Origin of the sequence: Paenibacillus sp. A3, from assembly GCF_001399685.1 — a bacterium.
Classification (GTDB): Bacteria; Bacillota; Bacilli; order Paenibacillales; family NBRC-103111; genus Paenibacillus_G.
On the sequence record NZ_JTHN01000177.1, the window covers coordinates 1 to 22,455 of the forward strand.

Annotated in this window: 23 protein-coding genes, 3 tRNA genes, 1 pseudogene and 1 riboswitch; of the genes and pseudogenes, 22 read left to right on the top strand and 5 right to left on the bottom strand. The window is 53.2% G+C overall.

Annotated features, from left to right (window positions below):
• The 8 genes and pseudogenes from QJ48_RS25095 to map form a co-directional block, all read left to right on the top strand.
• Positions 1 to 491, top strand: a pseudogene (locus QJ48_RS25095) (pyridoxal 5'-phosphate synthase lyase subunit PdxS); the annotation flags it as partial.
• Between the two features lie 40 nt (positions 492 to 531).
• Positions 532 to 1,122, top strand: a complete 591-nt coding sequence (gene pdxT, locus QJ48_RS25100; RefSeq protein WP_054976156.1) for a pyridoxal 5'-phosphate synthase glutaminase subunit PdxT — start codon at positions 532 to 534, stop codon at positions 1,120 to 1,122.
• Complete coding sequence (gene serS, locus QJ48_RS25105; protein WP_054976157.1) at positions 1,116 to 2,396, top strand: serine--tRNA ligase; 1,281 nt, start codon at positions 1,116 to 1,118, stop codon at positions 2,394 to 2,396. The genes pdxT and serS overlap by 7 nt, the downstream gene beginning before the upstream one ends.
• Before the next feature lie 47 nt (positions 2,397 to 2,443).
• A tRNA-Ser gene (locus QJ48_RS25110) sits at positions 2,444 to 2,533 on the top strand.
• Between the two features lie 271 nt (positions 2,534 to 2,804).
• On the top strand, positions 2,805 to 3,152 hold the full coding sequence (locus tag QJ48_RS25115; protein WP_054976158.1) for a hypothetical protein: 348 nt from the start codon (positions 2,805 to 2,807) through the stop codon (positions 3,150 to 3,152).
• A 19-nt stretch (positions 3,153 to 3,171) separates the two neighbouring features.
• Positions 3,172 to 3,351: a hypothetical protein gene (locus QJ48_RS25120; protein WP_054976159.1), complete on the top strand. Its 180-nt coding sequence runs from the start codon at positions 3,172 to 3,174 to the stop codon at positions 3,349 to 3,351.
• 16 nt (positions 3,352 to 3,367) lie between these two features.
• Positions 3,368 to 3,511, top strand: a complete 144-nt coding sequence (locus QJ48_RS25125; protein ID WP_010500477.1) for a small acid-soluble spore protein P — start codon at positions 3,368 to 3,370, stop codon at positions 3,509 to 3,511.
• Positions 3,512 to 4,026: 515 nt separating this feature from the next.
• Positions 4,027 to 4,770, top strand: a complete 744-nt coding sequence (map, locus tag QJ48_RS25135) for a type I methionyl aminopeptidase (RefSeq protein WP_054976160.1) — start codon at positions 4,027 to 4,029, stop codon at positions 4,768 to 4,770.
• A gap of 54 nt (positions 4,771 to 4,824) precedes the next feature.
• On the opposite strand, the gene QJ48_RS37075 is transcribed toward map, so the two are convergent.
• Positions 4,825 to 4,977, bottom strand: coding sequence for a hypothetical protein (locus QJ48_RS37075; protein WP_157261753.1), 153 nt, complete (start codon positions 4,975 to 4,977; stop codon positions 4,825 to 4,827).
• A 128-nt stretch (positions 4,978 to 5,105) separates the two neighbouring features.
• Positions 5,106 to 5,178, bottom strand: a tRNA-Arg gene (locus QJ48_RS25140).
• 193 nt (positions 5,179 to 5,371) lie between these two features.
• On the opposite strand from QJ48_RS25140, the gene QJ48_RS25145 reads away from it, so the two are divergent.
• The 4 genes from QJ48_RS25145 (at position 5,372) to QJ48_RS25160 (ending at position 10,596) form a co-directional block, all read left to right on the top strand.
• A complete protein-coding gene (locus tag QJ48_RS25145; protein WP_162238566.1) occupies positions 5,372 to 8,155 on the top strand; it encodes a discoidin domain-containing protein in 2,784 nt (927 codons plus the stop codon).
• A gap of 193 nt (positions 8,156 to 8,348) precedes the next feature.
• The gene (locus tag QJ48_RS25150) at positions 8,349 to 8,957 is read left to right on the top strand and encodes an RNA polymerase sigma factor (RefSeq protein WP_237763055.1); all 609 of its coding nucleotides are present in this window, start codon (positions 8,349 to 8,351) and stop codon (positions 8,955 to 8,957) included.
• Positions 8,954 to 9,466, top strand: coding sequence for an anti-sigma factor (locus QJ48_RS25155; RefSeq protein WP_054976161.1), 513 nt, complete (start codon positions 8,954 to 8,956; stop codon positions 9,464 to 9,466). Before QJ48_RS25150 ends, QJ48_RS25155 begins: the two co-directional genes overlap by 4 nt.
• Positions 9,463 to 10,596: a hypothetical protein gene (locus QJ48_RS25160; protein WP_054976162.1), complete on the top strand. Its 1,134-nt coding sequence runs from the start codon at positions 9,463 to 9,465 to the stop codon at positions 10,594 to 10,596. Before QJ48_RS25155 ends, QJ48_RS25160 begins: the two co-directional genes overlap by 4 nt.
• Positions 10,597 to 10,772: 176 nt before the next feature.
• On the opposite strand, the gene QJ48_RS25165 is transcribed toward QJ48_RS25160, so the two are convergent.
• On the bottom strand, positions 10,773 to 11,255 hold the full coding sequence (locus QJ48_RS25165; protein WP_054976163.1) for a GNAT family N-acetyltransferase: 483 nt from the start codon (positions 11,253 to 11,255) through the stop codon (positions 10,773 to 10,775).
• 290 nt (positions 11,256 to 11,545) lie between these two features.
• On the opposite strand from QJ48_RS25165, the gene QJ48_RS25170 reads away from it, so the two are divergent.
• The 5 genes from QJ48_RS25170 to QJ48_RS25190 all read left to right on the top strand — a co-directional run bounded on the left by QJ48_RS25170 (position 11,546) and on the right by QJ48_RS25190 (position 16,694).
• Positions 11,546 to 12,163 carry a glycerol-3-phosphate responsive antiterminator gene (locus QJ48_RS25170; RefSeq protein WP_054976164.1) on the top strand — a complete coding sequence of 206 codons (618 nt, stop codon included), beginning with the start codon at positions 11,546 to 11,548 and terminating at the stop codon, positions 12,161 to 12,163.
• A complete protein-coding gene (locus QJ48_RS25175) occupies positions 12,163 to 13,089 on the top strand; it encodes a carbohydrate ABC transporter permease (protein ID WP_054976165.1) in 927 nt (308 codons plus the stop codon). The genes QJ48_RS25170 and QJ48_RS25175 overlap by 1 nt, the downstream gene beginning before the upstream one ends.
• Positions 13,089 to 13,913 carry a carbohydrate ABC transporter permease gene (locus tag QJ48_RS25180; protein ID WP_054976166.1) on the top strand — a complete coding sequence of 275 codons (825 nt, stop codon included), beginning with the start codon at positions 13,089 to 13,091 and terminating at the stop codon, positions 13,911 to 13,913. Before QJ48_RS25175 ends, QJ48_RS25180 begins: the two co-directional genes overlap by 1 nt.
• Positions 13,914 to 13,953: 40 nt before the next feature.
• On the top strand, positions 13,954 to 15,351 hold the full coding sequence (locus tag QJ48_RS25185; RefSeq protein WP_054976167.1) for an ABC transporter substrate-binding protein: 1,398 nt from the start codon (positions 13,954 to 13,956) through the stop codon (positions 15,349 to 15,351).
• A 140-nt stretch (positions 15,352 to 15,491) separates the two neighbouring features.
• Positions 15,492 to 16,694, top strand: a complete 1,203-nt coding sequence (locus tag QJ48_RS25190) for a winged helix-turn-helix domain-containing protein (RefSeq protein ID WP_237763056.1) — start codon at positions 15,492 to 15,494, stop codon at positions 16,692 to 16,694.
• A 42-nt stretch (positions 16,695 to 16,736) separates the two neighbouring features.
• On the opposite strand, the gene QJ48_RS25195 is transcribed toward QJ48_RS25190, so the two are convergent.
• Positions 16,737 to 16,810: transfer RNA gene (locus QJ48_RS25195), tRNA-Pro, on the bottom strand.
• 117 nt (positions 16,811 to 16,927) lie between these two features.
• On the bottom strand, positions 16,928 to 17,401 hold the full coding sequence (tadA, locus tag QJ48_RS25200) for a tRNA adenosine(34) deaminase TadA (protein ID WP_272948158.1): 474 nt from the start codon (positions 17,399 to 17,401) through the stop codon (positions 16,928 to 16,930).
• A gap of 347 nt (positions 17,402 to 17,748) precedes the next feature.
• Positions 17,749 to 17,837: riboswitch (cyclic di-GMP riboswitch) on the top strand.
• Between the two features lie 98 nt (positions 17,838 to 17,935).
• Here tadA and QJ48_RS25205 point away from each other — a divergent pair.
• The 5 genes from QJ48_RS25205 to QJ48_RS25225 all read left to right on the top strand — a co-directional run.
• On the top strand, positions 17,936 to 18,619 hold the full coding sequence (locus QJ48_RS25205) for a flagellar brake protein (RefSeq protein WP_054976170.1): 684 nt from the start codon (positions 17,936 to 17,938) through the stop codon (positions 18,617 to 18,619).
• 91 nt (positions 18,620 to 18,710) lie between these two features.
• Entirely contained in the window at positions 18,711 to 19,430 is a 720-nt protein-coding gene (locus QJ48_RS25210; protein WP_054976171.1) for an N-acetylmuramoyl-L-alanine amidase family protein, read from the top strand.
• Positions 19,431 to 19,598: 168 nt separating this feature from the next.
• Entirely contained in the window at positions 19,599 to 20,699 is a 1,101-nt protein-coding gene (gene ychF, locus QJ48_RS25215; RefSeq protein WP_054976172.1) for a redox-regulated ATPase YchF, read from the top strand.
• A 174-nt stretch (positions 20,700 to 20,873) separates the two neighbouring features.
• On the top strand, positions 20,874 to 21,953 hold the full coding sequence (gene prfA, locus QJ48_RS25220) for a peptide chain release factor 1 (protein ID WP_054976173.1): 1,080 nt from the start codon (positions 20,874 to 20,876) through the stop codon (positions 21,951 to 21,953).
• The coding region (locus QJ48_RS25225) for a HemK/PrmC family methyltransferase (RefSeq protein ID WP_162238567.1) at positions 21,946 to 22,455 on the top strand (510 nt) is incomplete at its 3' end. The genes prfA and QJ48_RS25225, both read left to right, overlap by 8 nt.

Sequence of the window (22,455 nt, forward strand, 5' to 3'; positions counted from 1 at the left end):
TCGGCGAAGCGCTTCGCCGGATCGGTGAAGGTGCTTCCATGATCCGTACGAAAGGCGAACCGGGAACAGGCAATATTGTTGAGGCTGTTCGTCATATGCGTATGATCACGGGCCAAATCCGCAAAATTCAAAGCTTGTCGAAGGACGAACTGATGGCAGAGGCCAAAAACTTGGGCGCTCCTTATGAGCTGCTGCTGCAAGTGCATGAAACCGGAAAATTGCCGGTCGTCAACTTTGCAGCTGGCGGTGTAGCGACTCCTGCGGATGCCGCGCTTATGATGCATCTGGGCTCCGATGGCGTGTTTGTAGGCTCGGGTATTTTCAAATCGGAAAATCCGGAGAAATTCGCGAAAGCAATCGTTGAGGCTACGACACATTACACAGATTATGAACTGATTGCCAATATTTCCAAAAATCTCGGTACGCCGATGAAGGGGATCGAAATTTCCAAGCTGCATGTATCCGAACGGATGCAGGAGCGCGGCTGGTAAGCCGACAGGAGCTTGTTTCTCGGGAAGAAGGTATAAAGAGATGAACATAGGTGTTTTGGCGCTGCAAGGCGCCGTAGCCGAGCATATCCGCATGATCGAAAAAGCCGGCGGCACTGGCGTCGCGGTGAAGCGTACGGAGCAGTTGGCGGAGATCGACGGAATCATTATTCCGGGCGGCGAGAGCACAACGATCGGCAAGCTGATGCGAACCTATCAATTTATAGATGCCCTACGCGAGTTTTCGCGGCAGGGCAAGCCGCTTTTCGGCACATGTGCAGGACTGATTGTGCTGGCAAAGCATATTGCAGGGCAGGAAGAGCCTCACCTTGGACTAATGGATATTCAGGTCGCGCGCAATGCTTTTGGCCGGCAGCGGGAAAGCTTTGAAACGGACTTGGATATTAAGGGCATCGATCGGGATGTGCGCGCGGTATTCATCCGTGCGCCTCTGATCGAACAGGTGGGCGAAGGCGTGGACGTGTTGGCGACGTACCGTGACCAGATCGTTGCAGCCCGTCAAGGGCATCTGTTGGCTGCATCGTTTCATCCGGAGCTGACTGACGATGAACGAATGCACGCTTATTTTTTGGACATGGTACGTGAGACGAAGCAGGAGGGATCTCCTTGTTAGATATAAAATTGCTGCGAGCGGATTTGGATAAGGTGAAACAAGGGATGGCCAACCGGGGCAAAAACCTGGAGGAGCTGGACCGTTTTACAAGTCTGGATTTGAAGCGCAGAGAGCTTTTGCAAGAAACGGAGCAATTGAAAAACCGCAGAAACGTCGTTTCGCAAGAAGTGGCGCAGCTGAAAAAGGCCAAAGAAAACGCTGATCACTTGATCGAAGAGATGAAGGTTGTCGGTGATCGTATCAAGTCGCTGGATGAAGAAATCCGCGGTCTGGAAGCCGAGCTGGATGCTATCCTTCTGGCGATTCCGAATATGCCGCAAACGGACGTGCCGGTAGGCGGTTCGGAAGAGAATAACGTGGAGATTCGCCGTGTTGGCGAGGTGCCGTCCTTTTCTTTCGAGCCGAAGCCTCACTGGGAAACGGCGCAAGAACTGGATATTTTGGATTTTGAATCGGCAGCGAAGGTTACGGGCTCCCGGTTTGTGTTCTATAAAGGGCTAGGGGCGCGTCTGGAGCGGGCTCTGATCAACTTTATGATGGACCTGCATGCAGATGAGCACGGGTATACGGAAATGCTTCCTCCGTACCTCGTAAACCGCGATAGCCTCACGGGTACCGGGCAGCTGCCGAAGTTCGAAGAAGATGTGTTCAAGATCGAAGGTTCGGACTATTTCATGATTCCGACTGCCGAAGTGCCGGTGACGAATTACCATCGGGACGATATTTTGGCTCTGGAGGATTTGCCGAAATATTTCGTGGCATTCAGCGCTTGTTTCCGTTCCGAGGCCGGTTCCGCCGGGCGTGACACTCGCGGACTCATTCGTCAGCATCAGTTCAACAAGGTAGAGCTCGTGAAGATGGTTCTTCCGGAGCAATCGAACGAGGAGCTTGAGAAGCTGACTGGCGAGGCGGAAAAGGTGCTGCAGCTCCTGAAGCTTCCTTACCGCGTTATGGCGCTTTGTACGGGCGATTTGGGCTTCTCCTCGTCGAAGACGTATGATCTGGAGGTATGGCTGCCTAGCAGCAATACGTACCGCGAAATCTCGTCGTGCAGCAACTTCGAAGATTTCCAGGCGCGCCGTGCGAACATTCGCTTCCGCCGCGATGCGAAAGCGAAGCCGGAATTCGTTCACACGTTGAACGGATCGGGTCTGGCGCTGGGCCGGACGGTCGCTGCGATTCTCGAAAATTATCAGCAGGAAGACGGCAGCGTGCTGATTCCGGAAGTGTTGCAGCCTTATATGGGGAATGTTACACGGATCAGCAAGAAATAGAGCTTGATAAAGCTTTTTGATTTATGATACAATGCTTGGTGTCACCCGGAGAGGTGGTCGAGTGGTTTAAGGCAGCGGTCTTGAAAACCGCCGTGTTCGTGAGGGCACCGTGGGTTCGAATCCCACCCTCTCCGCCATACATACAAGTATACGACCCCAACTAAGGGTCGTTTTTTGTATGGGGGAGCAAGCAGGTGGGATGAGAACCGGAGGTTCGTCGGAGCTTGAGCTTCGATAGGAATACATCGCAGTCGGCCGCGTCGCGGACGTATCCCACCCTCTCCGCCATACATACAAAGTATACGACCCCAAATGAGGGGTCGTTTTTTGATGGCTATTTTTGCTGCTTCGTCCTTGGTATAAGAAGGTCGCGGACTTCGCATGTTAACAACCATGGAGGTGTGACTTATGAGTAAAAAGGACAGCTTGCAAGTGGACAACCAACGTTTGGCGGAAGCTTGGGCGAGAACGCTGCCGACCGTCCTGAACGCCTCAGACCGTGCGGAAGTGAAGGCAGATGAAGCGGAAGCGAACGTTATTCGAATTCATATTGTGACAGCCGGACGAAGCAATTACAGCTTCGATTTTAAATGCACGTATGTCGATTCGCGGGAAGTGCAGGTAGAGTTGATCGACGTCGAGAGGGAAGGCACGTCTGTCGATGAGCGGACCGACGTCATTCAAACGCTTGTGGACGATTATGTGAGACATATCCACGAATGTGCTCAGCAGCTTCATGCTTTTACGCATAGCTAAAACGGAGGAAGGTCAAGTTATGACTCAAAATAAAAGCGGCGTCGATAAAAATTTGCAAAATGTCGTGAAGGATTTGGACAAAACGACGGTAACCAGTCACCAAGCTCAACAAGTACAGCAGCAAACAAACGATCACCGGCACCAGGATGCCCTAAACCACGATAAACTGCCTCATGAGCCCATGTCCGATATCGACTGAAGGGAGAAGGTTTACAATGCCTAAAGATATTCCACAGCCGGTCAACCCTCCAAGCGGCCGGCACAACCGGGAAGAGAGCCGTCAGCCGAATGTCCCCTTATCCGGTTCGAAAAAAGTAAAAAATCAAAACCACAGCCGCCAAAATAACGGCGAAGGATAGCACAAATAAGCCTCTTACCTTTTGTAAGAGGCTGTTGTTTTTATATTACATGGTTATAGATTGTTTTTTTCTCTCTCCACCCTAAGAAAGCATTCATTCAACAACAAGTGAGCCATCTCTTCGTTATCCGCATATCCGTACAACGAAGACCCGCCTGCTATCGCATCACATACATCGTCCAACATGGTACAAATGGAAATGGAGTATTCATCATAAATGATGTAATAGCAGCTGTTTGCCGGCATCATGTCCACCTCGATTTTGTGATTGAAACCTTATTTTACCATAGACTGCACCAAAAGAGAATGCACTTTTTGCGTGATATTAATCACCTTTTGCGCCATAATGCACAAATCATTGCATGGTTTTGTAAATCGAAAAGGGGGTATCTCGACCTGAGTGGCAGGACACGGGGAATCGTCGTAAAATAGTTTGAAACCGACTGTTGTCTGTCGTGCATCGGTTTTCCTCCACGTTGCACGCAATCAATGATCGTCGGAGGGAGGAGTGGTCTGATGATTCATTTAAAAACGCCGCAAGAAATTGCTTTAATGGCTAAGGCCGGAGCCGTATTGGCCAAATGCCACGAAGAAATCGCCAAGATGGTTCGTCCCGGGCTGACGACGCTTGAAATCAATGATTTTGCCGAACGATTTATAAACGAACATGGTGCAAAACAAGTGACCAAAGGCTACAAAGGATATCCGTTCGCCACCTGCGCTTCCGTGAACGATGTCATTGCCCACGGCTTTCCTAGCGAAGAGCCGCTGCAGGAGGGGGATATCTTAAAGATGGACATTGTCTGCAGCTACGATGGGTGGATGGCCGACTCTTGCCGTACGTATGCCGTCGGAAAAATATCGGAGGAAGCGGAGCGGTTGGTTCGTGTCACGAAGGAGTGCCTGGATCTGTCCATTCCCAAAGCCATTGTCGGCAATCGAATCGGGGATGTCATGCATGTGGTGCAGCAGCACGCTCAGCAAGCGGGCTTTTCAATCGTTCGCGATTTGGTCGGACACGGCATCGGCCGCGAGATGCATGAAGAACCTTCCTTTGCGCATGTCGGCAAACCGGGGCGCGGATTTTTGCTGCAGGAGGGCATGGTGATCACGATCGAGCCGATGATCAACGCGGGGAAGCATGAGATGTTTATCGACTTCGACGGTTGGACCGCCAGAACGTACGACGGCAGCCTGTCGGCACAATTTGAGCACACCATTGCCATTACCCGCGATGGTCCGCTTATTTTAACCGAATGAAGAACAAGAGCCTGCGGCACGAAACGAAATCGTACTGCGGGCTCTTGGCCGTTATCAAGCCTGCTCGTTTGGTTGGTTTTCTGGCGCTTCAGAGACATCCGTCCGTTTCGAAGAGCACAGTTCGCCGGTGGCGTCTGTCTTCACATCGTTAATCGCTTCGTTGTTGAAAATGTAAATCTCTTCGTCCGAATCGTTCCTGCTGGCCATCGGCGTCACCTCAACGCTAGTATGGCATGAGGGACGTTTTTTAATGCAAACCTCACGAGTCTAAAAACAAAAGAGGCCCTCTTCAGGACCTCTGCTTTTGTTGTTATCGGATCTTATATAAGTATATACGTCCCCGAGAGGACTCGAACCTCTATCGGTCCTTTAGGAGAGGACTGCTCTATCCTGTTGAGCTACGGGGACTTGATTCAAGCAATACCCATTATACCATACCGCTCAAAGGGAATAAAGTCGATCTCCGTTGATGGGATGTAGGATGAAACGCAAAAATATACAGGTAGAGCATAAAATAGCACATTTTCTGCGCGCGGAAAAGTTTGGTATGTTTTCTTTGCAAGCGTTTTCTAAAAACTCAATGAAATCGGAGGTATGCATTATGGCTTGGCGCAAGTGGATAGGTTTCCCCCTTTCTTTTATCCTGGCCGTAACGCTTGGAATGCCGGCTATGAAAACGGAGGCGGCAGAACAGCCTGTCAATCTGGTACGGAATAAGCCGGTCCAAACAAGCTCGCAAGCAAGCTCCACCGGACCGGGAGCAGCAGCCGTTGACGGGGACGCCTCGACGTTCTGGCAGCCCCTGGCGAAAGACCGGGAGGATATGAACGTGTGGATCTCGGCGGATCTGGGCAAGGCGGAGACGTTCAATGCATTTACGGTATCGTTTCGGAGTGTGGACATGGTTTCAGCTGTAAGCGCATTTGTGTCGTCAGATGGTACGACTTGGCAAGAAGTTGCGTCCAAGAAAAGCGATTTGACCGTACAGGATAAAATCCGGTTTAAGGATACCTCCGCACGGTACGTGAAGCTGGATATCACGCTCAGCAGGAACAGCAATGTCAATTTGTTCGAATGGGGCGTTTACCGGGAGAGTGGAGACGGTCCGGGACCGAACCCGGGGGAACCAGTCGTTCCGGCGGACTTGGCAAGTATCTACTTTGTTAAGGAGAACGGGCAGCCTTATGCCGTAAACGAAGCGGTTGAGCTGAAGAAGGGCGAGTCGAGAACGCTGTCGCTGAACTTGAAAGGAAAGCGAAAGAACGGCGAGATCGTCGACTTGTCCAAGTACAATAAAACGTTAAAAACGAATACGAAGTTCATCACGGTGGAGCAGAATGGAACCGTTACGGCGCTTCAAGTCGGAGCGAGCACGGTGTATACGGAAGTGAAGGTCACCAAGGACCTGACGCTGACTACCCCGGATATTTGGATCTTGGTCAAAGATCCGAACGAGTTTTTGGCGGAAGCGTTCATTGCGAATACTTCGCTCTCTCACCCCCGTATGAAAATGGAGATCGGCCAGCCTGCGGTACTTCAGCCAGGTGACGATTTTCCGGCCGTATCGGTACAGGCGAACGTGAAGCTGGACGTGAGCGGGAGAGTGGTCCGGAACGGTCAGCCTGTTGCGGTGATTCCGAAAGTAGCTTTGAACAAGTCGGAAACAAAGAACGTCACGCTTCCGTTCAAAGCTAATCAACCCGGGAGCTACGAAATCCGGCTGACGCTGCAAAGAGAAGGCCTGCCTCCGGCCTACGACGTGTTCTATTTTACGGCGCTCGATCCGGCTGCGATTCCGGGCGGGCAGAGCAGCATAGCGTATATGGGGCCTGACGGCAAGCTTGTGTATGTTCCCGATTATAAAGGCAACCGGGTGATCGATTTCTCGAACGCCGGGTATATGGGCGGCGGGGTCCAAATTCCTGATGTACAGGCCCGGGTAACCGTAGAGCCGGGAGAAGGCGACGCTATGGCGCGAATCCAGCAAGCCATCGATCAGGTATCCCAAATGCCGGTCGGGCCCGATGGATTCCGTGGAGCGGTACTGCTGAAAAAGGGGCGCTACGAGATCGAAGGCACGCTGTATGTTCGGACAAGCGGCGTCGTGCTGCGTGGGGAAGGGCAGGACGAAGGAGGTACGCTCCTGTTCGGCTCGGGGAACAAACCGCGCAATCTGATCGAAATCGGCTCCTCCAAAGGGCCGATTATCGATAGCACATCTATGTCCGACGTCACGGACTTGTATGTCCCTTCGGGGGCGAAAACGTTCCACGTGAAAGATGCAAGCGCCTATAAAATTGGCGACAAAGTCATCGTGCGTCGGATTGGCAATGCCCGGTTTATTACCGAAATCGGCATGGATTATATTTATAAACGGCCGGGAGGCACCGTCAGTCAATGGGGACCGTTCAACCTCGATTTTGACCGCGTCATTACCGGCATTAACGGCAATGAGATTACAGTAGACGCGCCTCTGGCGAACAGCATCGAGCTTCGTTGGGGCGGTGGACAGCTCTATAAATACAACGACGATGAGCGGATTGAGAAGGTCGGCGTGGAGAAGATGCGGGTGGATTCGGCTTTTGACCCTTCCATCATCGATACGACCATGGATAACGGCAAAACCGATCCGTATTATGCCGATGAGAAGCATACCGAGCGCTTTGTCATGATGAACAGCGTGAAAAATGCCTGGGTCCGGGACGTGACCGGATATCACTTGGCCTATGCCCTGGTGCAAATGGGCCGCAACGCGAAATGGGTAACCGTACAGGACTCCAAAGTGTTCGATATGGTCAGCATTATTACAGGCGGCCGACGTTATGCTTACTACATTCAAGGGCAGCAAAATTTAGTGCAGCGCACGTATGCGGAGACGGCAAGGCACGGTTATGTGGTGGACAGCCGCGTGCAGGGGCCTAACGTATTTCTGGAAGGCGAGAGCCGGATCGACTACAACACGAGCGAGCCGCATCACCGCTGGTCGGTCGGCGGGTTGTTCGACAATATCAAATCCCCAATCATGATCCGGGACCGGGCTTGGCTGGGAAGCGGCCACGGCTGGGCGGGAGCGAACTATGTAACTTGGAATACCGAAGGCAAGCTGACGAGCCAGCAGCCGCCAACGGCCCAAAACTATGCGATCGGTCACGTCGGAGAGAAGGTTTCCGGATTTTTGCCGGATAAGGATTACGATACGAGGCCGCGCAAGGATGCGTATTGGGAATGGCACGGGCAGCACGTGACGCCGATCAGCTTATACAAGCAGCAATTGAAAGAGCGCTTGGGCGAGCAAGCTCTGCAAAATATCGCTTACCGTCCGGTAGGGGGAGGTTCGCTGGATACGCCGATCCCGCAACAATCGGGCGCGTCTCAAAGCAATTAGACCCAATGGAGCCGGGACCGGCTTGAGCCGCAAGCAGCCGTAATTTTGAAGCGGATGCCAGCGCATGTTGCATTTATCAATTCATAGCAGGTTGCAGGAGCCGGGTGTTGTCCGGCTCTTGTTTTGTTTTCCATTGTTCCTGCCCGGGATGACCGTTACAATAAAAAGATATTTTTTAAGTTTCAAAAAAATAATGCAGGGTTTGGTTTCCCCGGGTTCGTCTATTCGCAGAGAAGGGAGGGGGAGAACGATTACAGAAGAAGCATGGATTGCGCGCATCGTATCGGGCGACGCGGATGCGTTCCGTGAACTGGTGGACAAATACGGAAATTATTTGTTCCAAGCGGTCTACGGGGTATTGCGTTCGACGAAAGATGCAGAAGACGTCACGCAGGAAGCGCTGCTGAAAATATATGCGTCTCTCCCCCAGTACCGGTACCAAGGTCTTAAAACCTGGCTCACGCGAATCGCCGTCAATAAAGCGATCGATTTCAAACGGTCGCAGGACCGCAAGAAAGAAGACTTAACGGATGACTGGGAGGGACACACGCCTCCCGAACCGCTTCAGAGCAATCCCGTAGAGACGCAGATCATCCGACGCGAGAGAAGCACATACGTTCGCGAACGTCTGGATCGTCTGCCGGAAAATTACCGGGATGTCGTGGTCGCCTTTTATATCGAGGAAAAAAGCTATCAACAGATCGCCGAAGAGCAGCAGGTCGCGATCAAAACGGTGGAATCGAAGCTGTACCGGGCAAAGCAATATATGCGGAGAGTATGGAAGGAGGAGGAGTGGGAATGAATCAACACAGGCCGCTGGACATCTGGATGCAGTATGTGAACGATGAGTTGCCGCCGGAGGAGAGGGAGCGCTGCGAGGCGCATCTGGACGGCTGCGACGCCTGCCTGGAGCTGTATATGGAGTGTATCGGGCAACTGGCTGCCGGGCTGCCGGGATTACCGGATACGGACGCTTTTGCCGCTGCGGTCATGCAGCGTTGGACGGAAGTGCAGCCGCTGGCTCCCGAGCCCGAAAATAATGCGGCGAACCAACCGGGTGAGCGCAAACGGCGTATTCCCTGGACGCAGAGTCCCTTCTTCCATTATGCTGTTGCTGCGGCCATCACGCTGCTCTTAATGAGTACCGGCGTGTTCCACTCGCTTATGGGCAATCCGGAGCCCGGCCGCATGTCCTATACCGCTTCCGATCGGACGGAAGCCTACGTTCCGTTCTCCGAAATCTTGCTGGAGAAGACGATCGGCTTGCTCGATTCCATCCAACCGAAACATGAAAGAGGAGGTACCCGATGAACACATATAAAAGTCCGGTGGCGGCGTTCCTGCTGTCGTTCATTCCCGGACTAGGCCATTTGTATATGGGACGCGTATTCCGGGGGTTGATGTACGGGTTTGGATTTTTTGGTTTGGCGCTGCTGACGTTCTTGGTCGCTACACAATCACGGGGAAACGACGCGTTCTTAATTTTGTTAGTTGCCCTTGGGATTGCTGTCATAAACGTCCTCGATATGGTTTTCTTCCTGCTTACCCGGGGCGGCCGTCCTCCTGCGAGCCGGCAATCCCACCCCGGGGAAGGCCAGCCGTATGGACCAGCAGAAGGAAGCTACCGCTCTTGGCCGCATGATGCCGGGGCTCCGATGAACGACCGGTTTCGCACCATTGCGCTTTCTTTCGTTCCGGGGCTCGGCCATCTCCACCTCGGGCTTATGCAGCGCGGGCTGGGCTTTATGGTCTTGTTCTTCGGTCTGGCGGTGATGATCTTCTTTCTCAGCGTCATTACGCACCGCGACGTATTCCTCGTATTCCTCGGCGCGCTGCCGGTCATTTGGTTGTACTGCATGTTCGACTGCGTACAGCAGTGTGGACGGAAGGAGCGCGGAGAGGTCCTGACGGACCGGACGATCTTTGAAGAATTTCAGGAGAGCCGGCAGTCAGGCAAGAAGAATAAAACGCTGGCTACGCTGCTCTCAATTTTCCCCGGGGCTGGGCATATGTACTTGGGCTTGCAAAAGCGCGGCCTGCAGCTCATGGCGGCCTTCCTGTTCTGCATCTATATCATGGATGTGATGCGGCTGTCGCTGTTCATGTTCCTGATTCCGATCCTGTGGTTTTTCAGCTTCTTCGACTCACTGCAGATGGTGTCCAAGGTCGGCCGTGAGGAATTAAGGGATGTACCGGTCGTCGGCTGGCTGATGCACCACCAGCGGTGGCTCGGGTACGGATTGCTTGCGCTCGGGGGGTACTATTTGCTCGATCGCGTGCTGCTGAGCGCGCTGAATGTTTGGCTTCCCGAAAAAATGCAGCGGCAGGTCATGCTATGGTTCGACCAGTATTTCCAGACGTTCGTCATCTCGGTGCTGCTGATTGGCGGGGGCATCCGGCTTCTGCTTGGAAATAAAAAGGGCAGAGGGGGGCGCTCATGAGACCGTGGGGCGCAGGTACGCTGAGCCGCTTATTTTTCACGGGGGTGTGCTGGTAGCAGCCTAGCAGAGGGGCTTCCGTTCCGACTATCCAAAAATGGACCGTGCATTCACGGTCCATGAGCATTGGAGTCAGCGGCTATCTCTCCGAAAGCTGATAAGGAGATGGCCGCTGTTTTTTACGGGAGCGACCGAAAGATTTGAATGGGTCCTTCCCAATCGTCTCTCGTAATCTCCTGATAGCTGCCCTTCGTATACTCGTCAACGATTCGTCTCCAGAACGTCTGGGCCGGTTCGTTCTCCTCCATTTGCGCCACTTCCCATTGACCCGCAAACCGGTTAAACAAATCAAAAGCCAGCTTGCGCCCGACCCCATGTCGGCGGTATTTTTTCATGACGAAAAATTCAGCGACCGAATACACCGGTTCGTCCGACCCTATTTCCCGAATCAAGGCAAACCCGGCCAGCTTCCCGTCCACGTGAACGAGGAAAGCGTGTCTTCCTTCCTCTGTCCAGTAGTGATCCAGAAACGGGTATTCGAATAAGCCGTGATCGTTTACGTCTTCCGGATCGAATTCGGTAAAATCGTATTTGTACAGCTCCAGCAAATTTCGCAAGACGGATTTTTGCTCCGCCGCTGCTTTTGAAACGACAACTTCCATTTCGATTCTCCTTTTCCATAATCATGTAGATTCATTTTTTATTATACATGAAACGGTACGGAAAGTACGAGTATAGCGATTTTCTCTTGCCGCCGATGCCTGCGTTAACAATATCTTTAGACCGGGTTAAACTTGCTCTAACATACGAGGGGTATGCTGTAACCGAACAAGTAAATAAATCCGATAGGTTGGAGTCACATGGAGAAACCTTAATTAGATTTTTTCCCGAAGCTGCAGGGTTGAAAAAGTCTATTTAAGGTTTTTTTATGTCAGAAAGGCGGGCCGAGGGCATGCAGGATCTCGATTTTCTGGAAAGGCTGCGTCAAAGCCGGATGATTGCATCGGTTAAGGAGCACAAGACGCTGGAGAAGGCTGCGAAGGCCAAGGTCGGCGCGGTGGTGCTTTCGATCGGCAACATCGGCAATATTAAGAGCTTTGTAGACTTGTACAAAAAGAACAGGATTCCCGTATTTCTTCACGTCGAACGGCTCGGAGGACTAAGCCAGGATAGCGAAGGAATGTCTTTTCTGGCTACCTGCGTCAAGCCTGACGGCATTGTGACGACGAGGAACCAACTGATCAAGCTTGCCAAGAAAGAAGGCCTGCTTACGATTCAGCGGATCTTTTTATTCGACAGCGATTCGGTCAAATCAGGCCTCAAGTCGGTGCAGGAAACTCAGCCGAATGCGATTGAGATCATGCCTGCGCTGCTGCCGGAATACATTCGCGTCTATCGGCAGGAAACGAATATTCCGATCATTGCGGGCGGATTGATCCAAACCCGGGAGCAAATCAAAGAGGCGCTGCAAAGCGGGGCGGTAGCCGTGTCGATGGGGACACATCAATTGTGGAGGGAGCCCATCGGAGAAGTGCTGCCGAACGGCGGCCCGGGAGAGGAGGAATCTTGATGAATCCGAACGCTTCTTATGCTTCCAAGCCGACTTTTAAAGAATCCGCCCGCAAGCAGACCGGCAGCAAAATCGGTCGGATGCTGAAGCCCTATTTGTTTATTCTGCCTTGCATCGTATTGGTGCTTCTTTTCAACTATTACCCTTTTGTCAAAACGATGGTTTTGGGCTTTACGCTGGTGGACATGCTCGGCAATCCGGTGGAGTTCGTGGGGCTGGAAAATTTCGTCGAAGCATTCCAGGATGAGCGGCTGCTCCGGGCATTGCTGAATACGCTGCAATTCACCATTCTGACGGTGCCCGCTACGCTGTTGATCACGCTGACTTTGGCGCTGCTGGCGGAGAAGGTAAGGAAAGGCAGCCGTATCTATCAAGTGATGTTCGCTTTGCCGATGGCCGTCTCCATGTCGTCGGCAGTCATGATTTTCCAACTGCTCATGAACCCGACAATCGGGATGTTCAACTATATTACCGGACTGGGCTTGAACTGGTTCGGCGATGAAAAATATGCGCTAACGGGCATTGCGATCATCTCGGTGTGGATGAGCATCGGGTTCAGCTTCCTCTTTTTGCTGGCTGCCCTTAGGAACGTTCCGCAGGAGCTGCTGGAATCGGCCGAAATGGAAGGAAGCAGCTACATGCAGAAGCTCATCCGAATCAAGCTGCCGCTTATCTCGCCGACGTTGTTTTTTCTGCTGTGCACCGACTTGATCGGCTCCTTGCTGGTGTTCGGTCCCGTATCGATTCTGACCAAAGGCGGGCCGATGGGCGCTACGGAGACGATGGTGTACTGGATGTACACGGAAGCCTTCGAGAAGGGCAAGTACGGATACGGAAGCGCCATCGCCGTCATCATTTTCTTCATCGTCATGATCTTTACGCTGATCACCTTCGCGTACGAGAAGAAAGGGGTGCATTACACATAATGGCAACGAAGAGGCTGTACGATTGGGGAGTGCTCGCGATCTCCATGCTGGCGGGCCTGGTCGTCATTTTCCCGCTCATCTATTGCATCGGAGTCAGCTTGATGAGTCCTTCCGATCTCGGTTCCTATCCGCCCAGACTGTTTCCCAGCGCGTTATTTTTGGATAATTACAAAACGGTATTTACCTCGACGCCGATTTTCACGTTTATGTGGAACTCGTTCCTGATTGCGGTTGTCGGCACGATCGGCCGGTTGATTACGAGCAGCTTGGCGGCGTACGCCTTCGCGTTTATGGAGTTCCGGTGGAAGAAAGGGTGGTTCCTGTTCATTCTGGGAACGATGATGATCCCGGGGGACATGCTCATTATTACCAACTATATTACGGTTGCACAGATGGGGCTGATCAATACGTACGGCGGCGTCATGATCGTCATGCTGGTGGCCGCGGTGTTCATGTTTATGCTGCGGCAGCACTTCATGACCGTGCCGAGGGATTACAGAGATGCGGCGCTTGTGGACGGCTGCGGCGATATGCGGTTTTTCGCGCAAATTTTGCTCCCGATGTCCGTGCCTGTCTTATCTTCGATTACGATTACATCGTTTATCGGTCTTTGGAATACATACCTTTGGCCGCTGCTGGTGACGAACTCGGAACAGATGAGAACCGTGCAGGTTGGTATTACGATGCTGCAATTCCCGGAAGGGATGGTGTACGGACCGATTATGGCCGGTGTAACCGTGATCCTCATTCCGTCGGTCCTGGTCTTCGTCTTCTTCCAAAAGCAGCTTGTCTTCGGCGTGACGTCAGGCGGCTTAAAAGGATAAGGGATTCGCAATCTAGCCACTACCCAAGGAGGATAACCAAATGAAAAAGCCTATGATCACCCTAGTCAGCGTATTGACAGCTCTTAACGTATTGACCGCATGCGGAGGCGGTGCGAATCCGAGCGCCAAGGCGACGACCGACAGCAGCGCTGCTCCGTCGACGGCGAGTACAGGACCGGTAAACCTGACCTTCTGGCACGCGATGGGCGGCGCTAACGAAGAGGTTGTCAAGAAAGTGGCGAAGACCTTCAACGATACGGTCGGCAAGGAGAAAGGCATCGTCATTACGCCTGTCTTTCAAGGCAGCTACGGCGATTTGATGAAAAAAGTAAGAGCCGCGGTGCAGGCCAAGGATGTCAAAAACTTGCCGGATATCGTGCAATCTCCCGCTTCGGAAACGGCTTACATGAAGGATATCCCTTATGTGATCCCGGCGCAGACGTTGGCCGACCAAGATGCTTCTTTTCGCATAGCGGACCTGGAGCCGAATGTCGTGGCCTCCTTCAGCTACAATGGCAAGCTGATCGGCGTGCCGTTTGCCAACTCTACCATTCTGCTGTACTATAACAAAAATTTGTTTAAGGAAGCGGGCTTGAATCCCGAGCAGCCTCCGGCGACGATCGACGAGCTGGGGCAGTATGCCGCCAAGCTGACGAAGAAGAACGGTACGCAAACCAGCCAGTGGGGCTTTTCCGGAACGCCGGACTTGTATCATCTGTCCAGCTGGATCGGCATGCAGGGCGGCTATATCGGGAATAACAGAAACGGCCGCTCCAATACGATGACCGCCGTGGAGTTCGACTCGAACGGGACGATGAAGAAATTTATGACGGGGTGGAAAAAAGCAGTCGCATACGGCGGAATCCAGACGGGAACGGAGACGAATCAGAACGAAGAATTCGCCGCAGGCAAGCTCGCCATGTTCGTGAATTCGACGGCCGGGCTCAAAGGAGTGCTGAACGCCGTCGGCGGGAAGTTCGAAGTAGGAACGGCGTTCCTTCCCAAAGTGGATGCGGGCGACAAGGGCGGCGTTGCTGTCGGAGGCTCCGCATTATACACGATGGACCGCGGCGACAAAGCCAAGATCGATGCGGCCAGAGAATACATGAAATACAGTACGTCTGCGGAAACCCAGTTCGTATGGCACTCCGGGACGGGCTATTTTCCGGTCAATTTGAAAACGTACGATCTGCCGGATATGAAAGCGCATCTGGACAAAAATCCGCTGTTTAAAACGGCTATCAACCAACTGCACACTTCTTCGCCGGATACGCAAGAGCCGATGAACGCGGTATCCAGCGAAATCAGCACCGCGATGAAAGAAGAAATTTTGGGCTACGTCACCGACAAGAAGGATATCGACAAGGCCATCGCCAGCATGGTTACCCGAATCAACAAAGCGTTGGCGGATTATAACCGGGCGAATAGCAAGAATTAAGGAGTCGCGCGAAAGAGCTTTGAAGCCGGACGGGATGCCGGATCAAAGCTCTTTTTTATGCAGTCTGAGAAAATGGCTTGCCAATCTGGAACAAAGTGGAATATAATATAGGAACATAAGTTCGTTATATATAGTTCGAGGTGAAACGATTGACTCCCATTCTGCTAACCAAATCGCAAGCGAAAAGGTTTTTATTATATTACCACGGACTGCACGGCGATTTTCAATTTGCCGGTCCGGAGGGAATCGTCTCTTACATCCGTCGCGTAGGATGCATACAGTTCGACCCTCTCAATGTGGTCGGGATGAATCCGGAGCTTGTGCTTCAGAGCCGGATCAAGGATTTCAATCGCAGCATGCTTCGGGACCTGTTATATAATGAACGTAAACTGATTGATTTCTGGGATAAAAATATGGCTATCTTCCCCGTAGAGGATTGGCCCTATTTCTCAAGATTCCGAAAAAAATATCAAGCTTGGTGCGCCGCCCGTCAAAGCACGGTGGATAAAATATACGAAGACATCAAGAACAGAGGCGCTGTCTGCTCCGGAGATCTTCATTTTGACGAAAAAATCGATTGGGGATGGGGACCGACCAGGTTAGCCCGGGCCGCGTTGGAAGGAATGAATTATGCGGGACTTCTTGTGATTCATCATAAGGTCAACACCCGCAAATATTATGATCTGGCGGAGAGACATATTGCGGAACAATTATATTCCGCACAGGAACCGTTCCAGTCTGACGAGCAGTACTATGAGTGGAACGTGCTTCGCCGTATCGGCAGTATAGGCATGCTTTGGAACCGGCCCAGCGACGCCTGGCTTGGCATTAGCGGCATGAAGAGCCCGCAGCGAAATGAAGCTTTTAAGAGATTATTGAGCGAGAACAGAATCGTTGAAATCCATGTGGAAGATCTGGAGCATCCTTTGCATATCCGAAATACGGACTTGGAGCTTCTGAATAAAGCTTTATCGGTAAGTCCGGCGATGGAACGTTCAAGTATACTTGCTCCTCTGGATAATATGTTATGGGATCGTAATCTCATCCAAGCGTTATTTGATTTCGAATACCGCTGGGAAGTTTATAAGCCGGCTGCCGAACGGAAATTCGGTTACTATGTGCTGCCGGTCCTTTATGGCGATCGAATTGTAGCCCGATTCGAACCTCAACAGCACAAAAGCGGCGCCCCGCTCGCCATAAAAAATTGGTGGTGGGAAGATCCCGTTTCCATAACGACTCCGATGAAAGAGAGCATACTCGATTGTCTTGAACGGTTTGCGGTGTATCTTGGAACGACTTTTCATAAAAAAGACGTAGCGCATATTTTCCGTAAAAGAAAATAAAAAAATTGCGGTCTCATGACCGCAATTCTTGTCTTAAAGGTATCGAGACGACAGGATTTGAACCTGCGACCTCTTGGTCCCGAACCAAGCGCTCTACCAAGCTGAGCCACGTCTCGTCGGTGTGCCTAAGCACGAAGCTTTTTTATTCTACCACTGTCCTAAGAAAATGTAAAGAGGACGGCCTCTTTTTTTGCCGCCACAACTTGTATCTGCTTGATATAGAAGCCGGTGGTTTACTCTTTTCTTCGCAGCTTGCGGAAAAACTGCGTCAGCATCGTTCCGCATTCCTGCTGCATTACCCCGCCAATCACGTCGACCCGATGATTGAACCGGTCTTCTTGAAGCAGGTTCATCAGCGTACCTGCGCAGCCGGCCTTTGGGTCCGGGGTACCGAAGACGACTTGACTGATTCGGGCTTGCACAATCGCACCCGCGCACATCGGACATGGCTCCAACGTAACATAGAGCCGGCAGTTCAGCAGACGCCAGGCATCCAGATGCTCGCTAGCTTGCTTAATCGCGATCAGCTCGGCATGCGCCAGCGGGTCCCGCGTCGTTTCACGGACATTATGGCCGCGGCCGATGATCTCGTTGCCGAGCACGACGACCGCCCCGATCGGGACTTCGCGTATCGCTTCCGCTTTCTGGGCTTCTTCGATCGCGGCTTTCATGAAAGGCAAATGTTCTTCCCATAATGCTGCAGACAAGCTGGACACCTCGATTATCGTATCTGCACAATGCGTTCTCGAACAAGTATTCGTTGTTAACACGCTGTGGATAAAATTGTGGATAAAAAGCTCTGTTTTCAACTCATTGTAGATAAATTTAGTCGAAATAGCAAGGAATAAAACGAATTTTGAAGTTATCCACAGGTTGTTGAAGATGTGAATAGCAAAGTTATCCCCATTGTGAATTATTAAGAAAAAGTGAATTTCGGCGATACCGTTGAATGATGATAGTGGGATTGCTATACTAAATATAGTATGGATTAGGTAAATTGTCCTATAATTGATTGTTTTTACATATACGATAATGATAATAAAGTATTGCAACCAATCGTTCATGGCAAACCTGCCGAAAGGCAGCGACGCAAAGCTTAGGGTCTAAGGTCCGCAGACGGACTACGACAGCCTGGCCGCCGAAAAGATGCGGAATTCGCCGGCTGTTTCTTCCGTTACGGGGGAGGCGGCCTTTTTTGCGCCAAGGACATCACTTAAAAACCAAGGATGGTGACGTAGCGGATGAACATAACGGCTGTTTCCCGCAATCTTAACAATTCCAAAGAAAGACACCGCAGCTCCGGCACGGTTATGCTGAACAGCCGAATTGTAGTGGAGAAAGAGAAATTTGTATCCACCGGGATATTGACGTACGTCGAAGGGGACATTCTCGAAATCGAAATGTCGGAGTACAAAGCGTTTGAATTGGGCGATGCGGTCAAGCTGACGATTTATTCGCCGGGCGGCTTCTACCCGTTCGAGTCGACAGTCGTTGCCAAGGATCAGGGCGTGGTCATGGTCCTTATTCCGCCTCAGCATCAGAACCGGTTCGCGGAAAAGCGCGAGCATCCCCGGGTCAAGGTGAACCAAAAGGGCGCTCTTGTGTCCTACCGCAACGAGGACGGTTCCTGGCAGGTACCGGAGGGGCAGATTCCGCTTACCGTCCAAAACATCAGCCTCAGCGGGATAGGTTTTAGCATAGAGGAGCCCGTCGAGCTGGACCGGGACGCACTGGTGCAGTTGCATCTCGACCTTGGCTTCTCAATGCACTGCCGTGCGGAAATTATACGGACGGAGCCGGTGGAGTACGGCTGTTATTACGGGGCTCATTTCGTCGAGCTCGCCGCGGATAAGGCCAATTCGCTGCGCGCATTTATCCTGAAAAAACAGGTGGAGTTTCATTTTGCGCAGAAACGGGAAGAGTAAAAAAGGGCACCGCCTTCATTGGCAAACGCGCCGGACTTGTCGGTAACTTGGAGCATATCTTAAAGATAAAAGCTTCGAGGTGGTGAACAGCATGGCGTTTACGATGAAATACGAGATCGTTCCCCGGTATTTGACGGGGCCGAGCCAACGCCGCCCGGTTCTTGCTCTGGACCCGTGCCGCTTCATGGTGGCGCACGATACGGGAAATCCCGGTGCGACGGCTGCATCCAACGTAGCGTATTACGAACGGACCCGGAACGACATGTCGGCTTCAGCGCATTTGTTTGTGGACGACCGGGAGATTATCGAATGCATCCCGTTTTTGACGGGGGCTCCGGAGAAGGCGTATCACGTTGTGTATAACGTAACGACGGACAACGCCCGTTACGGTGCGGATGCCAACGATGCGGCCGGCGCGGTCGAGCTCTGCTACGGCGGAAGCATCGATCTGGGCGAATCGTACAAAAGATACGTTTGGGTATTGGCGTATGCTTGCTACCGGTACGGCTTGAATCCGGAGACGGACATTACCGGCCACTACATGCTTGATCCGGCACGGCGCACGGACCCTAAGGAGCCGCTGAGACTCCTAGGCAAGACGTTTGACGATTTTCTGCAGGACGTGGCGGACGAGTATGCTTCCAGCGTTACTCCGGACCCGCCGGATGCGCTTCTTAGCGTGGAGGATGCGAATAACTTGATCCGTTTTTTGTCTGCGTCGTATTTGGCGATTGACGATGCGGAAGGCCAGGCGGAATTTCACCGGCTGGCGAACGAGCTCAGAAAGGCTTCCGGCCAATCGGAAGAGTAGGCTGAAATTGAGAGAGAACGGAGAGAGTGTGCGAATAGAGCCGGCCTTGCGGAACGCGAAGCCGGTATTTTTTGCTGTGCGGGCATGAGGTGACACAAAGGCCGGTTGTGTAGTATAATTTTAAGTTAGGAATTTGCTTAGAAATACACTGAAGGAGTTGTCCTTTTCATGGCATTGAAAGCAGGGATCGTCGGACTGCCGAACGTTGGCAAATCTACGTTGTTTAACGCGATTACGCAAGCCGGTGCGGAGTCGGCGAATTACCCGTTTTGTACTATAGATCCGAACGTCGGTGTCGTCGAGGTGCCGGACGAGCGTCTTGACCGGTTGGCCGAGATCGTAAATCCGAACCGCATCGTGCCGACGGCATTCGAATTCGTCGATATTGCGGGCCTGGTCAAAGGCGCCAGCAAAGGCGAAGGACTGGGCAATAAATTTTTGGCGCACATCCGCGAGGTGGATGCGATCGTGCACGTCGTGCGCTGTTTTCAGGATGAGAACATCACGCACGTTTCCGGCACGGTCGATCCGATCAGCGACATCGAGACGATTAACCTCGAACTGATTTTGGCGGACGTGGATTCCGTCGATAAGCGCATTGATCGCTCCCGCAAAAACATGAAGGGCGGCGATAAAAAGTACGCGCAAGAAGTAGAGACGCTCGAACGGATCAAAGAAGCGCTCTACAACGATAAACCGGCGCGCAGCGTGGAGCTCAGCGACGAAGAGAAGCTGTTGATCCGCGATTTGCACCTGCTGACGATGAAGCCGGTACTGTACGCGGCCAACGTGAGCGAATCGGAAGTGGCCGACGCCGAAGGCAATCCATATGTGCAAAAGGTACGCGAATACGCGGCGCAGGAAGGCGCGGAAGTCGTGCCGATCAGCGCGAAGGTCGAATCGGAGATCGCCGAGCTGGAAGGCGAAGACAAGGCGATGTTCCTTGAGGAGCTGGGGCTGCAGGAATCTGGCTTGAACCGGCTGATCAAAGCGGCTTACAAGCTGCTTGGCTTGTATACGTATTTTACGGCCGGCGTGCAGGAAGTTCGCGCTTGGACGATCCGCATGGGCACGAAAGCCCCGCAAGCGGCGGCAGTGATTCATACGGACTTCGAACGCGGCTTTATCCGGGCAGAGGTCGTTGGTTACGAAGATCTGATCGGGTCCGGCTCGATGAATGCGGCGAAGGAAAAAGGACAGCTGCGTCTGGAAGGCAAGGAATATGTCGTTCAGGACGGCGACGTCATGCACTTCCGTTTCAACGTATAGCGAGGCTGGGCTGAGGGACTTGGGGGACCGTCTCTTGCTTCGGCCGCGCGATTCGCGGTGAAACGGGGAGAGGGGCAGCAGCCGGGAGAGAAGGCTGTGGGCTCCACGGGAGCTGCAAAGGAACCGGAACGGGCAAACTTACGAAAAACGGAACAAAAGAAAGGGTGAGTGACGATGCTGGACCGGCTTCAAGCATTGGCCGACCGTTATGAAAAGTTGAGTGAGCTGCTGTGCGACCCGGATGTTGCGGGAGACGCGAAGAAGCTGCGGGAATATTCCAAAGAGCAGTCCGACCTGCAGGAGACGTACGACGCTTATATGGAGTACAAAAGCGTCTCCGAACAATACGAAGCGGCGCGGGCGATGCAGAACGAAAAGCTTGACGACGAAATGAAGGAGCTCGTAAAAATGGAGCTCGACGAGCTGTCGGAGCGGAAAACGGAGCTTGAGGAACGCATTAAGGTCCTCATGATGCCGAAGGACCCGAACGACGACAAGAACGTCATCGTGGAAATCCGCGGTGCGGCCGGAGGGGACGAGGCGGCTCTGTTTGCGGCCGACCTGTACCGGATGTACTCCAAGTTTGCCGATGCGCAGGGATGGCGGACGGAAGTGATGGACATCAACATGAACGATCTCGGCGGCTTCAAAGAGATTATTTTCATGGTGAACGGCAAGGGCGCTTACAGCAAGCTGAAGTTCGAGAGCGGGGCGCACCGCGTGCAGCGCATTCCGACGACGGAGTCGGGCGGGCGCATCCATACGTCGACGTCAACCGTAGCGGTTATGCCGGAAATGGAAGACTTTGACATTGAGATCAATGATTCGGACATTCGCGTCGACACGTTCTGTTCGAGCGGCGCAGGCGGACAGTCCGTCAATACGACGAAATCGGCCGTTCGGGTGACGCACATCCCTACCGGGATCGTGGCAACCTGTCAGGACGGCAAGTCGCAAAACTCGAACAAAGAGAAGGCGCTGCAGGTGCTGCGCGCGCGGATTTACGACAAGATGCAGCAGGAAGAGATGGAAAAGTACGGTGCCGAGCGGAAGAGCAAAGTCGGCACGGGCGACCGCTCGGAGCGGATCCGCACGTACAACTTCCCGCAAAGCCGGGTGACCGATCACCGCATCGGCCTGACGCTGCATCGGCTGGACGCCGTGCTGAACGGCGATATGGAAGAAATCGTTTCAGCGTTGACGATCGCCTCGCAAACCGAGCAGATGGAAAAAGGAGAATACGCCGGTGCGTGACGAGCGGCGGATAACGATACGTGAAGCCTATGCCGAGGCTTCTTCTTTTTTGCGGCAGCGCGGGGTGCGGGAGCCGGAGGCCAACGCCGGACGGCTGCTGGAGCACCTGCTGGGCGAGAGCCGCAGCGGGCTTCTGCTGCGCTGGCCGGAGCCGTTCCCGCGGGAGCGGGAGGCGGACTGGCAGCGGCTGCTGGAGCGCAAGGCGAGCGGCGAGCCGGTGCAGTACATCATCGGGGAGCAGGAGTTCTACGGGCTCCCCTTCACGGTGACGCCGGCGGTGCTCATCCCGCGGCCGGAGACGGAGCTGCTGGTCGAGCAGGTGGTCCTGCTCGGGCGGCAGCTCTTCGGCGGGGCCGCGGGCGGGCTGGGCGCCGGGGGGGTGGCTTCGCCGACGGTCGCAGACGTCGGCACCGGCAGCGGCGCGATCGCGGTGAGCCTCGCGGTGCAGTGCCCTGCGGGGCGCCGGACGGCGGCGGGCATCGCGCCCGGCGCACTGGCGGTG

Coding starts and splice junctions, on each gene's coding strand:
- QJ48_RS25120 (WP_054976159.1), top strand. CDS start 3,172: ATGACTCAAAATAAAAGCGGCGTCGATAAAAATTTGCAAAATGTCGTG.
- QJ48_RS25165 (WP_054976163.1), bottom strand. CDS start 11,255: ATGGAAGTTGTCGTTTCAAAAGCAGCGGCGGAGCAAAAATCCGTCTTG.
- prfA (WP_054976173.1), top strand. CDS start 20,874: ATGCTGGACCGGCTTCAAGCATTGGCCGACCGTTATGAAAAGTTGAGT.
- QJ48_RS25175 (WP_054976165.1), top strand. CDS start 12,163: ATGAATCCGAACGCTTCTTATGCTTCCAAGCCGACTTTTAAAGAATCC.
- QJ48_RS25170 (WP_054976164.1), top strand. CDS start 11,546: ATGCAGGATCTCGATTTTCTGGAAAGGCTGCGTCAAAGCCGGATGATT.
- QJ48_RS25150 (WP_237763055.1), top strand. CDS start 8,349: ATGCAGGGTTTGGTTTCCCCGGGTTCGTCTATTCGCAGAGAAGGGAGG.
- QJ48_RS25210 (WP_054976171.1), top strand. CDS start 18,711: ATGGCGTTTACGATGAAATACGAGATCGTTCCCCGGTATTTGACGGGG.
- QJ48_RS25180 (WP_054976166.1), top strand. CDS start 13,089: ATGGCAACGAAGAGGCTGTACGATTGGGGAGTGCTCGCGATCTCCATG.
- ychF (WP_054976172.1), top strand. CDS start 19,599: ATGGCATTGAAAGCAGGGATCGTCGGACTGCCGAACGTTGGCAAATCT.
- QJ48_RS25125 (WP_010500477.1), top strand. CDS start 3,368: ATGCCTAAAGATATTCCACAGCCGGTCAACCCTCCAAGCGGCCGGCAC.
- map (WP_054976160.1), top strand. CDS start 4,027: ATGATTCATTTAAAAACGCCGCAAGAAATTGCTTTAATGGCTAAGGCC.
- QJ48_RS25115 (WP_054976158.1), top strand. CDS start 2,805: ATGAGTAAAAAGGACAGCTTGCAAGTGGACAACCAACGTTTGGCGGAA.
- QJ48_RS25185 (WP_054976167.1), top strand. CDS start 13,954: ATGAAAAAGCCTATGATCACCCTAGTCAGCGTATTGACAGCTCTTAAC.
- QJ48_RS37075 (WP_157261753.1), bottom strand. CDS start 4,977: ATGGCCAGCAGGAACGATTCGGACGAAGAGATTTACATTTTCAACAAC.
- QJ48_RS25160 (WP_054976162.1), top strand. CDS start 9,463: ATGAACACATATAAAAGTCCGGTGGCGGCGTTCCTGCTGTCGTTCATT.
- pdxT (WP_054976156.1), top strand. CDS start 532: ATGAACATAGGTGTTTTGGCGCTGCAAGGCGCCGTAGCCGAGCATATC.
- QJ48_RS25205 (WP_054976170.1), top strand. CDS start 17,936: ATGAACATAACGGCTGTTTCCCGCAATCTTAACAATTCCAAAGAAAGA.
- QJ48_RS25145 (WP_162238566.1), top strand. CDS start 5,372: ATGGCTTGGCGCAAGTGGATAGGTTTCCCCCTTTCTTTTATCCTGGCC.
- QJ48_RS25155 (WP_054976161.1), top strand. CDS start 8,954: ATGAATCAACACAGGCCGCTGGACATCTGGATGCAGTATGTGAACGAT.